The sequence below is a fragment of the Mesorhizobium neociceri genome (assembly GCF_013520985.1).
Taxonomy (GTDB): domain Bacteria; phylum Pseudomonadota; class Alphaproteobacteria; order Rhizobiales; family Rhizobiaceae; genus Mesorhizobium; species Mesorhizobium neociceri.
On record NZ_JACDTY010000012.1, the window covers coordinates 1 to 11,803 of the forward strand.

At 61.0% G+C, this 11,803-nt stretch carries 11 protein-coding genes; 8 read left to right on the forward strand and 3 right to left on the reverse strand.

Features of this window, described 5'->3' with window-relative positions:
* The 6 genes from H0241_RS22270 to H0241_RS22295 form a co-directional block, all read left to right on the forward strand.
* On the forward strand, positions 1-2,797 hold a 2,797-nt coding region (locus H0241_RS22270), incomplete at its 5' end, for a beta strand repeat-containing protein (protein WP_181060001.1).
* Between the two features lie 72 nt (positions 2,798-2,869).
* Entirely contained in the window at positions 2,870-3,238 is a 369-nt protein-coding gene (locus H0241_RS22275; RefSeq protein WP_142868946.1) for a hypothetical protein, read from the forward strand.
* A 37-nt stretch (positions 3,239-3,275) separates the two neighbouring features.
* Complete coding sequence (locus H0241_RS22280; RefSeq protein ID WP_181060002.1) at positions 3,276-4,031, forward strand: lytic transglycosylase domain-containing protein; 756 nt, start codon at positions 3,276-3,278, stop codon at positions 4,029-4,031.
* Positions 4,032-4,129: 98 nt separating this feature from the next.
* The gene (locus tag H0241_RS22285; protein ID WP_181060003.1) at positions 4,130-5,329 is read left to right on the forward strand and encodes a type 1 periplasmic-binding domain-containing protein; all 1,200 of its coding nucleotides are present in this window, start codon (positions 4,130-4,132) and stop codon (positions 5,327-5,329) included.
* A gap of 32 nt (positions 5,330-5,361) precedes the next feature.
* On the forward strand, positions 5,362-6,066 hold the full coding sequence (locus tag H0241_RS22290; RefSeq protein WP_181060004.1) for a thermonuclease family protein: 705 nt from the start codon (positions 5,362-5,364) through the stop codon (positions 6,064-6,066).
* 166 nt (positions 6,067-6,232) lie between these two features.
* Positions 6,233-6,985, forward strand: coding sequence for a GGDEF domain-containing protein (locus H0241_RS22295; protein WP_235984413.1), 753 nt, complete (start codon positions 6,233-6,235; stop codon positions 6,983-6,985).
* On the opposite strand, the gene H0241_RS22300 is transcribed toward H0241_RS22295, so the two are convergent.
* Positions 6,982-7,164, reverse strand: a complete 183-nt coding sequence (locus H0241_RS22300; RefSeq protein ID WP_181060005.1) for a hypothetical protein — start codon at positions 7,162-7,164, stop codon at positions 6,982-6,984. The genes H0241_RS22295 and H0241_RS22300 overlap by 4 nt on opposite strands.
* A 176-nt stretch (positions 7,165-7,340) precedes the next feature.
* Here H0241_RS22300 and H0241_RS22305 point away from each other — a divergent pair, with 176 nt between their 5' ends.
* Positions 7,341-7,814: a hypothetical protein gene (locus H0241_RS22305; RefSeq protein ID WP_181060006.1), complete on the forward strand. Its 474-nt coding sequence runs from the start codon at positions 7,341-7,343 to the stop codon at positions 7,812-7,814.
* Positions 7,815-7,900: 86 nt separating this feature from the next.
* Positions 7,901-9,979, forward strand: coding sequence for a sigma-54-dependent Fis family transcriptional regulator (locus tag H0241_RS22310; protein ID WP_181060007.1), 2,079 nt, complete (start codon positions 7,901-7,903; stop codon positions 9,977-9,979).
* A gap of 97 nt (positions 9,980-10,076) precedes the next feature.
* On the opposite strand, the gene H0241_RS22315 is transcribed toward H0241_RS22310, so the two are convergent.
* Both H0241_RS22315 and H0241_RS22320 read right to left on the reverse strand, forming a co-directional pair.
* Entirely contained in the window at positions 10,077-10,574 is a 498-nt protein-coding gene (locus tag H0241_RS22315) for a DUF1097 domain-containing protein (RefSeq protein WP_181060008.1), read from the reverse strand.
* A 142-nt stretch (positions 10,575-10,716) separates the two neighbouring features.
* Positions 10,717-11,760: an NAD(P)-dependent alcohol dehydrogenase gene (locus H0241_RS22320; protein ID WP_181060009.1), complete on the reverse strand. Its 1,044-nt coding sequence runs from the start codon at positions 11,758-11,760 to the stop codon at positions 10,717-10,719.
* Between the last annotated feature and the right edge of the window lie 43 nt (positions 11,761-11,803).

Below are 11,803 nucleotides of genomic sequence, written 5' to 3' on the forward strand. Positions count from 1 at the left end.
CAACGTGCTGCATGCGGGTGGCCCCAACAACGAGGCGACCGACGCGACCGTCAATCTGGGCTATGTCATCACCGACGCCGACGGCTCGACGGCACCGGGCACGCTGACCGTCACCTTCGACGACGACAGCCCGTCAGTTCTCGACAATACTGATCTCTATTTTGCCAACAGCGGGACCGTCAGCGGAACCGGCGTCTTCGATTACTCGATCGGGGCTGACGAACATACCACGTATAGCGCCGTCAATTCTGACTTTGCCGCCATCACATTGGCCGGCACCGTGGCTGGAAACGCGATCACGACGCCGACCGTAGCCTGGGCTTCTGAAACTTCGACAGAGGCCGTCTTCAACGTCAGCTTCAGCTATCTCACGGGTGGGGCGACCACTCAGGAAACGGGCACCATCACTTTCGACAAGGTGGCGGGAACCTACACCGTGGATCTGGTCGACCCGATTTCTGCGGTAACGATCAGCACGGTGAGCAATTCGTCTTCTATCGTCGGCTATCAGCCGGGATCCTCGACGATTGACAACAGCCAGCCGGATGTGGCGGTAGCTCAGGTCAATGCAAACCTGTTCATCCAGTTCACCGGCTATGCGGAACCGGGCTCCGGCAACGGAGTCGACAACTTGCAATCGGGTTCGATTGACGGCAATCCGCTTACCTATGTGAACGGAGAATTGATCACCCAGAGTTCGGCATTCGTGTCCATCTCGGGCACGGCAAACGGCGTTGCCGGCGATACAATGGGCAAGGGAGAAGTCATGGACATGGACTTCTTCACCACGAACCCGACGGGATTTACGGCTTTGACGCCTGACGCACAGGTGAGTTCGATGTTCCTGAAGTTCGATGGCATCGGGAACTCCGAAGACTTCATCGTCATCCTGAAACTCTACGATACAGTTGCCGGCACCTATACGACCAAGGCAGTGTTTGTTGAGAACGGCGACATCTTCAAGGGCCCGGGCACTGGTCCGGGTGTCTACTCGGGCGTAACGCTCGACAACAATGACGGCCTGTTGATCATCGAATCGAATGACTACAATGCTGCAGGTCAGCACTACGTGCTAGTGGGCGCCCAAGTCACACCGACCGATGAAGGCATCACCGGCACGGCCATCAATCTCAACGGTGCCATCGGCGCCGGCGGAGCGAGCACCACGACGCAAAATTTGAGTTCCGATGTCAACGATCTGGGCTTCAAGATTTCCGATATCGGGCTCGTCAGTACAACGACGACAGCCCAGAATGCCGATCTGACCTTCAACGTCACCGTAAAAGACGCAGACGGCGATACGTCAACGGCACAGCAACTGGACGTTCACGTTGTCAACGGTGTTACCTATACCGGCACGGCGGATGCCGAAACCATGCAGGGTACGGCCAATGGCGACACGCTGAATGGCAACGGAGGCAACGATATCCTGCAAGGGTTTGCGGGCGCGGACACGATGACAGGCGGCGCAGGCGCCGACACCTTCGTGATCGGGGCCGGCGATTCGACGCCCGTCATCGGTGGATCCGGCAACGCTGGCACGATCTCAGGCTACGACATCATCACCGACTTCGTCGCCGGGACCGACAAGTTGAGCCTGCCTGGCACGCTCGTGGCCGCGACCGGCGGCAACGTCAATGGTGGGGACTCCACCCTGACGATCGGCGGGGACACGATTCAGTCCCATTCGGTCACGAACGGCATCGCCACGTTCTTCGGGACCGACTCCTTCACCCAGCCATTGGCGGTCACATCCACCGCAAGCTTGGCGGCGGCTGTCCAGTATCTGACGCTAACGGATATCGGAAACGCCGGGGCGACGCTCGCCTTCACCGCAACGATAGCGGCGGTAAGCCATACATTTATCTACACCCAGACTGGTGCAGGTGCCGGCGTGGGAACTCTCGTTGATCTCCAGGGGGTCACGATCGCGAACCTGAACACCCTGATCACAGGGTCGATCGATCCCATCATCCTCGACCTGAACCATAACGGCTTTGCCTTCTCCGATGTCGATCACGGCGTCCAGTTCGACCTCAACGGCGACGGGACGAAGGACCAGGTCGCCTGGAACACATCCCATGATGGCATGTTGGCGGTCGACCTCAACCATGACGGCAAGATCGACGATGGCACCGAACTGTTCACGCCGAACTTCGGCGGTGGCAACTTCGCCAGCGGCGCGGCAGCACTTGCATCGCTCGACAGCAACCATGACGGCCTCATCGACCACAACGACGCGGCCTTCGACAGCCTGCTGATCTGGAAGGACGCCAACGCCAACGGCATCAGCGACGCCGGCGAATTGTCTAACCTTGCTCATAACGATATTACTTCGATCAGCACGACAACGGCCTCCGCTATCGGCGAAATCGATGGGCAAGCCGTGACCGGCAATGGAACCTTCCAGATGGCCGACGGGACGACCGGCAACTATGTCGAGGTCGAGCTCGACACTTCGCTCGCCGCCCCTGCGCAGACGGCCATCGCCGGCACTTCGGGAGCCGACACGTTCAAGATCGACAATCTGGACATCAAGGATCTGATCGCCGACTACCATGGCGGTGAAGGGGACAAGATCGACTTGAGCGCTTTGTTCGACAAGGCGCCGGCCGGCAACATAGCCGACTATGTGCACTACGACACCGCGACCAGCACCGTGAGCGTCGATACCAGCGGCTCGGGCAATGCGGCCAACTTCGTGGATGTCGCCGTTCTGCAGAATGCGCCTGCCGCCGGCACGATCAATGTCCTCTACGACGACACAGAACATCAACAGCACACGGCCACGATTTAGCACTTATGCGTGGCCGTGCTCTCATGCTACATATTAGCGAAACATAAAACCGCAGTTTGGAGAGGGACTTAAATGAAGCGTTGTGCAAGATTGCTGGCTTCGGCCGCGGCGCTGCTGTTGGCTGGATCGACGGGCTTCGCCGCCGACATCATCGAGGGGCCAGTGGCCGACTATTGCCGAACGGTCGGCACGTCGAACCTGGTGCTGAACGACAACATCGTCGATCTCAAGTCCGAGGTGGTGAAGCTGATGGACGAGTCGGTGGCCGTCGCCAACAGCTCGGAATGGATCAACTCTTCGCGCCCTGCCTTCGTCTGGGCATCGGAAGCCAAGGTCGCCTGCGGCATGGCCTATGGCTATCTCAAGACGAACTACAAGGACGAAGACACTCTCAACAAGTGCGAGTGCTTCCACGACCGCATGGTCGAGTACATGAACTGACCGGTAGAGATCGAGCCGCGCCGTTTGGCTGACCGCGATGGTCGGCGGACGATTGACCAAGGCGATCGCTGCGGCGATCGCATCGATCGGTTTTGGCCAGTTTGCCACGCAAGCCCACGCCAACTGGCTGGAACGACCTGGCCTGGAGAGACCACCACCGTCCGCCTTGACGCGGCCAGTCCGCTGTGACGCCGCCCCGGAATGGACGCGCGAGACATTCAAGGCATTCGCAACATGCCAGGCATCGCTTTACGGCCTGGAGCCAGTGCTGGCGCACGCGGTGATCGAGATCGAAAGCGGTTTCGATCCCGATGTGCACGGCGCCGATGGCGAAGTCGGCTTGATGCAGGTGATGCCGGGAACGGCGCGAATGCTTGGCTTTCGCGGTTCGCTCGAGGAACTTGGCGCGCCGGCCACCAACATCGCGCTCGGCGTCAGATATCTGGCGCAGGCAAACAGTCTTGCCGCAGGCGATCTTTGCACCACCGTCATGAAGTATCGCGCCGGGCACGGTGAAACCCGGTTCTCCGAACTTTCGGTCCGCTACTGCCGGCGTGCGCGCGCAATATTGGCAAGGGAAGGCGTCACTGTTGCCGGTCCGCTGCCGGTGGCGACGTTCGGGTTCTCCGCATTCCCGACAGCGGGAGATTACGGCGCCCCTGCCCAGGGGAAGCGGATTTGCGTGCGGCGGCTCTTCGTGCCCGGGCCGCGATACATGAAATGCGCCGACTATCGAAGCGCCGGGCAAGCCAAGGTGATCAAGGCGCTCCGGGCAAGACTCTTCAACAGCTAAACCAAGGTCCAGCAATTACAAAGACGGCGAGGCAAGTCTGCCGTAAGATGAATGGGATGAGACCGGAACAAACACCCGGCGGGATATGGGGAGGCATCATGGAATCTGGCCGGCAGCGCCACCGTTCGTGGACGTGGGCGATCGTCTTTGCGCTCGCCGGCATAGTGTCGGGCTGCCAGTCGAAAGGCAGCGTCTCGGACGCGCTCGATCCGGCGGCGATCGCCGCACCTGGAGCGCCGGCCGCCGGCGCCGCTGCCAGCCCGGCCCAAGCCACGCAATCGCTCGGCACCGGGCCGACGAAGGTTACCATGCTGCTGCCTTTGTCGGCTCCCGGCAACGTCGGCGAAAGCGGCAGAAAGATGCTCGACGCGACCAAGCTGGCGATGGCTGATCTTGGCAATGCACTGCTCACGGTCACGGTCGAGGACACCAAGGGTGACAGCGCGCACGCCAGCGAATTGGCGGTGAAGGCGATCACCACTGGAACCAAGATCGTCATCGGTCCGGTCGAGCTCGCGGCCGCTCAGCACATAGCCAAGCTGTCGGGATCGCAGCGCCCGCCGGTGCTGGCGCTGGCTGACAATTTCGCCGGCGGCCCAGGCGTCTATGCGGTGCGTCTCAACGAGGCCGACAGCGCGGCCGCGGGCGCAGCCGGCCTGGCGGCCAAAGGCAGAAAGAAGTTCGTGCTGCTCGTCGCGGCCGGCGCGAATGCCGGCGCGGTTGAAAAGCGGGTCGCCAACAGCCTCAGCATCTATGGCGCGACGCTCGCCGTCACCATTCCGTATGCGGCCGGTGACGGCGGCACAAAAGCGGTCAACGACATGGGCTCACTGGTCGAGGCTCCCGATGCCATCGTCATCGCCAGCGGCGACGATAGTCCGTCGCAGATTCTTGCGGCGCTCAAATCGAAAGGCATCCCCGGAAAAACAGTCGCCGTCGTTGGAACCAACCGCTGGCTGGAACATCCGATGGAACCACTGTTTGAAGGATCCTACATCGCCACGCTCGACCCAAGCGAAACCGGTCCAATCGCCGATCGCTTCAAGACGACCTACAATTATCCGGCCGACGCCAATGTCGCCTACGCCTATGATATGGTCGCCCTGACAGCGGGGATTGCAAGTTCGGTCGGCCCCGACGGCTTCAACAAGCAGGTGCTCGAAAATCGGAGCGGATTTCGCGGATCGACCGGCTTGTTCCGGTTTCGGGCGGATGGCTCCAGTGAACGATCCATGCCCTTTTATCAGGTTCAAAAAGGTGCGCTCAAACTGGTCGCCAAATCGACGTCGGGGTACTGAGGGGCAAGAAGCCTTGGGATCTGCTTGAGCTGATGGGCTGGCTGAGGCGCGATCGCTTGGTGGTGTTGCTCGGAAGCCTGCTGCTCCTGGCCGGGGTCTTGTTGATCATCCGAGCCGCCGATCTGCTTTCCATCGACCGACCGATATCAGCGCCACGTCAATCCATCGACGATAGCCAGCCAACGCGACCGGCTGCGACCGGCGCCAGTACGCCATGGCGAGGACGGGCACGCAAGATTGCTCAGGACCTTATCGCGCCGCCACCGCTTGATCTGGCGCAAATCGAGCGGGTAGAGCCGCGCCCGCCACTCAGCGAGCTTGGCCTGGCTTCGCCTGCAGGGATGCGGATGCCAAAGGATTGGCCAGCGGTCCTGCTGTACCAACCGCTTGCCACCTCGTCGGCGACCTTCGAATCCATGGGACGCACGGTAGCCATCAGCGGGGTCCAGGGCATCGACCTGGACAAGACCTGTTTGTTTCGCGACGTCGCCTGGCCTTGCGGCCAGCGTGCACGGGCAGCTTTCAATTCCTGGCTGCGCGGTCGGGCGCTTAAATGCGTCGTGCCGCCGGAGATCGATCGTTTCGCCATTGCCGCACCGTGCAATTTGGGCAAACAGGATGTCGGTGCCTGGCTTGTTTCCAACGGCTGGGCGACGGCCTTGGCGAGTGACATCTACGGCAAGGCGGAGGCAGTGGCCAAGGATGCTGAGATGGGCATATTCGGCCCGCCGCAATAGCCGACAATTCGGTTTCGCTACCGTTGCCAGTGCGGCCCTTGCTTTGAAGGCCAGGTTTCGGGCCAATGGTAAGCGATTGCGCCATTACTCAAATTGTATGATTCCTCGAAACTGAATGTGCAGCACCCCTGGTCTATGACAGTTCGATCAGGCGGGAGATTGACGAATGATGACACCGATGGCGAATAGCTCGCCCCAGCAATGGAAAAACGTCGCATGGCTGACCGCCTTGGGATCGGCGGGAATTTTGCTACTCTCCGTTGGCCTAAACTATCTGCTTCTGTTCTCGGAAGCATTGACGCCGTTCGGCCGCAGCATGGTCACAGCGACCCTGTTGCCAGTCATCATAGGTGGCCCGCTTCTCCTGTTCATTGGCCTGCAGCGGATCGAGCTCGGCCATTATCGAAAAGAACTCAACAAGTCTGCGACCTTTGACAGCCTGACAGGCTGCCTGAACCGGACAGTCTTCACGTCGATGGTCGACAGGAGAACAACCAGGCAGGGATCGTCCGGTCCAAGATCTGGCGCCTTCCTGGTCATTCATCCCGAACACATCAGGTCCATCAATCTGCGCTTCGGGCTCGGCTGGGGTGACGAGGCCTTGCGGCTCATAGCGTCGACCATCCAGTCATCGGTGCGCAAGGAAGATCTGGTGGGCCGCATCGGAACCTCCATGTTCGGGGTCTTTCTGCCCGGTGCGACAGAAGACGACGCCAAGGAAATCGGCGAGCGTATCCGGACCCGCGTGGCGCAAGCCTATTTCGCGCCGAAAGGAACCGAGGATACCCTGGCCATCAGCGTCGGCGGCGTGGTGTTTGAAAACGAACTGGAATTCGAAGAGATGTTCCGGTCGGCGGAATCGCTGTTATCCGGCGTCGAACACAAGCCTGGATTTCAATTGTCGCACCTGCACCACTAACTCTCAAGCGCCGCCCATATCCGATCGATAATGTGCAGGGCGGTCCAATTGCCCAGAGCCTTGGCCAGCACGTTTGCCTCATCCGTACTGCTGCTCAATTCGCGATAGCGCCGGTCCGAGAAGAACCCGTTCTCGCCGTCTGCACGGCGATCGGCCGTATGGTTGGAAAGTACCGCCACCAGCTCCAACGATGGAGCGCCGGAAATCCCGTGTAGCAGCCACCTGCTACCACCGAGATGAATTTCAGCGCTACCTATTGTGAATGGCGAAGCTGGCGATGGCAGTGTAGGGTTCGCTGCAAATAAGAATGACCCGTATCCCGGGCACTGCCAAGCCAACGAATCTGGGAGGATTCATGGTCGAGATCATCTCCAAGCGGGACGGCCCGCGGCGCGAGGATGTTCAGGTCAAGCGGCTGATCGAACAGAACCGCTCGACCATCGTTCGCCTTGCCGACCAGATCAGCGGCGGTGGCTATTCCGCCTCCAGGAAGCCACGCCAGCAACCGAAGGCTGAAGGGCTGATCATCCATGTTGGCGGCAGCGCGGCGACCGCCGCCGAAGCGAGCCCGTCCATTCGCGTCACCATGAACGGCCGTGTGATCTCCAAGGATCAGAACACCGGCCGCCAGCTTCATCATATCGGCGATGTCCGCAACCGGAATGGCGAGCAGATCTTCGTCCTGGCAACAAAGCAGAACGGCTTTTTCTCGCCGGTTGACGAAATCATCGCCGAGGCGCTGGCCGGGCTGGACGGATCCAGGCTGACCGCGACTTATACCGAAGAGCAGCTTGCAGCCGACATCGGCGCGAAGCTCGGCATCGACTGACGGCAGGCTGTTGGGCGTTGCTCTGCACGTCCAATTCGCGACGGCATACAGAAATGGCATACCTCAAAAGGTACTGTGATGACTGAATGAGAAACGCGAGCGGCCCCAATCCGATGAAAACCGATGCCCTTGCGACGCATGCGTCGATGGCCACCGGACAACTGGTTCTGGACAGGATCGACTATGATGAGCGCGCCACCATGCGCGCCTGGGAGAGTTTTCTTTCCGACGAGCCGACATCCGCCCGCGATCCGGTCCACGTTCGCTCGCTGATCCACGATTCCTGGTATCGCAGCGCCACCGGCGGCATCAATGCGCAAGGCATCGAAGCGCCGCTGAGCAGTGATCGCGACGAGATCGAATATCTGACCCGCGCCAATGCGGAGCTGCTTTCGGCGGCACGCCGGTCGTTCGCCTCCCTTGGTCAGTTGCTGGACGGGACAGGCGCGATGCTGGTGCTGGCCGACGGCGACGGCGTGTTGATCGATGCCATCGGTGACAAGAAGACCCTGCATGACGGCATGGACATTCATCTGGGCATCGGCGGCAAGTGGAACGAGGACGCCGTCGGAACCAACGGCATCGGTACGGCACTATGGACTGGTGAGCCGATCTTCGTCCACGCGGCTGAACATTTCTGCGCCGGCATCAAATCCTGGACCTGCGCCGGCGCGCCGATCCGCGATCCCTTGGATGGCAAGATCATCGGCGTTGTCGACCTGTCCGGCTATTCGCCGATCTTCCGGCCGCACAACACAGCGCTCGTCGCCGCCACCGCCAGACAGATCGAGAAGGCGCTGGCCGAGCAGCAGCAGGAGCAACGCACGCGCCTGCTAGAGGCCTTTATTTCCTCAGCTCCCAACTACCGCCGAAAGGACGGGTTGGTGATCGTCGATCATCGTGGCCGTGCGATCTTCTGCAACAACGTCCCCAATGGCGACACGACAGAGATGATGGACGGCCCGATGGAACCAGGGCGTGGTCGTTGGCTCATGAACCTGCCGGCCTCCGGCTCCGACACCGACCTCGCCAACGCGCTGCCGGTACATCTGCGGTCCTGCCATGTCACGCCACTGAAGCTTGATGGCGATCTTCGTGGCGCGGCTTTGGTGTTCCCGTCGGTGCCGGCCGTCTCGATCACGACGGCGATACGCCGCCAGGAGAACAAACACCTGCGGGCAGCCGCGGCAATGATCGTCGGCGAGAGTGAGAAATTGCTGGCTGCCGTCGATGTCGCCTCCCGGGTGGCCGGTTCGAACGGTGTCACCTCGCTGCTGATAGAGGGCGAAACCGGCGTTGGAAAAGAGCTGTTTGCGCGGCTGGTCCATGCCGGCAGCCGGCGCACCGAAACCGACCCGTTCATCGCCATGAACTGTGGCGCAATCACCAAGGAACTGTTCGGCAGCGAGTTGTTCGGCCATGTGGGCGGCGCCTTTACCGGAGCTTCGCGTGACGGCAAGCCGGGCATCTTCGAACTTGCCAATGGCGGCGTGCTCAGTCTTGACGAGATCGGCGAGTTGCCGCTCGAAATCCAGCCCTTCCTGTTGCGTGTCCTGGAGGAGCGAGTGGTCCACCGCATCGGCGACTCCAGGGGTCGGTCGGTGGATGTGCGACTGGTCGCCTCGACCAATCGCGACCTCAAGCAGGAGGTCGCCGCCGGGCGTTTCCGCAGCGATCTCTACTACCGCATCGGTGCGGTCTCGATCCATGTTCCGCCCCTGCGAGAACGCGGCGACGACGTGCTGTTGCTGATCGAGCATTTCAACCGGCAGATCGCGAAGCTGGGAGGCAACGATCCGCTGGAGTTCTCAAACGAAGCGCTCGACGCGCTGCTGACGTATCGCTGGCCGGGCAACGTGCGCGAACTGAAGAACCTGGTCGAGCGCCTGCACATCATGGCGCGCGGCGGCACGATCGAACTGCAGGACCTTCCCGGAGAAATCAGTGCGGGCAATCGCAACAGCATGGCCATGCACAACGACCATCCCACAGCCATACTCGAAGCGCCGGTGTGTTCGTTCGAGGATGCGGAACGCCAGGCGATCAAGAATGCGCTTGCTGCTGAGGGCGGCAATCTCAGCAAGGTTGCGCTGAGGCTCGGCATTTCGCGGCCGACGCTGTATCGCAAGCTCGGCCAATACGGCATCCGGCGCGGCTTCCTCTAGGCTCAATCATCGGCACAAAAAACCTGCGGCATTCGCGCCGCCGGTTGGGGGAAAATCGTCGACCGAAATTGCCTTCAGGCAACCGTCAGGGGCATGATCAGGTCTTCACGACAGCACCGGTCACTTTCTCCGAGGCGTAGCCGAGGGCGTTGCCGATGATCAGCGAAATCACCACGGCCGTCGCGACCTTGACGATGCCTGCAGCACCTTCGCCATAGGCGGCGGCACCGAGCAGAAATAGCGCTGCGGTCGTTGCGTAGCCGTAGACCGCCGACGGAATGGCGCTCAACAATGGCAGCTTGGCCGCGAGGATCAGGACAATAATTGAAATGCCGACGCAAATGCCGGCCATGATCGCGGTAACGCCGATAGATGTCAGCGCAATCAAGGCACCGGCCGCACAGATCGCACCCCACAGGTTTGCCACCGCCGAGTTCTTGAACCCGGCCTCCTTGCCGCCGCAGTGATAGAAACTTCCCCAGCCGACGAACACTGCCCAGATCAGCAGATAAGGGTTGCCGATCGCGATCGCAGCCCATGTCGCAATGCCACCCATAATGCCGATGACGACGGCCAGTCCCGTAACAAGATCCATGTTGTCCTCCCGTTTTTAAACACCACGAAGCAAGGAAACTCGTATGGGGATCGCGCTTCGCCGACGTTCCCGATCTGCAAACGACATGGCATCGGCCATGACGCGGCACGCCCGTTTGTGCCGCGTTCAGTCCAGAAGCTTTTCAGGGCACGATGACGCCGCGGCCGGTGAAACGTCGGTTCTTGAAATCGTCGAGCGCGGTGTTGATGCTGGCCAGATTGTACTCGGTGTAGTGCATCTTGACCTTGCCGTCGGCGTTGAGCTCCATCAGTTCGACAAGCTCGGTGAAATTGCCAACCAGGCTACCGCCGATGTTGATCTCCTCGATGACGAGATGCGCGGTCGGCACGTTGATATTGCCGCCATAGCCGACGACGAACAGTTGCCCGCCCTTGCGCACCATCTTCCAGCAGATGTTCTCGACACCGAGTTCGCCGACGAAGTCGATCACCACATGGGCGCCACCGCCGGTGATCTGGCTGACTTCCTCGACGACGTTTGGCCCGCCATCGAGGATAAAGTCGGCGCCAAGGTCCTTGGCCAACACCCGCGCCGCCGGCTCGCGGTCGACAGCGATGATGCGGCAGCCCGAAATCGCGTGCAGCGATTGCAGCGCGATGTGGCCGAGCCCGCCAATGCCGAGCAGCACGCAGTAGCTGCCTGGCCGCAGCAGTTTGGCGGCGCGCTTGGCGGCGCGGTAGGCGGTGATGCCGGCATCGGCCAGCGGCGCCACCTCGATCGGCGTGATGTTGGCATTCAGCTTGATCAGCGAACGCTCGCTGGTGATGAAATACTCGGCGAAGCCACCATTCATGCCGAGGCCGGGGAACTGACCGTTGTCGCAATACATGTCCTCGCCATGACGGCAGTTGAGGCAGATGCCGCATGAACGGAACGGATGGCAGATCACCGCATCGCCGCGCTTGACCGACCTGACGCCGCTGCCGACCTCCTCGACCCAACCGGCATTTTCGTGACCCATGATGTAGGGCAACAGCGTGCCCTCGGGATCCATGGTCGGCTTCCACACGCCTTCGATGATGTGCAGGTCGGTGCGGCAGAGGCCGGCGGCTCCGACCCGCACGATCACCTCGTCGGGCGCGGTGATCGTCGGCGCCTTGACCTCCTCGATCTTGAGCCGGACGTTCATCTTGGGATCGTATTCGTAGAGTCTGGCAGCTTTCATCGTCGTATCCCTTTAATGTAGAGATTGTCTGGGTCGAGATTGT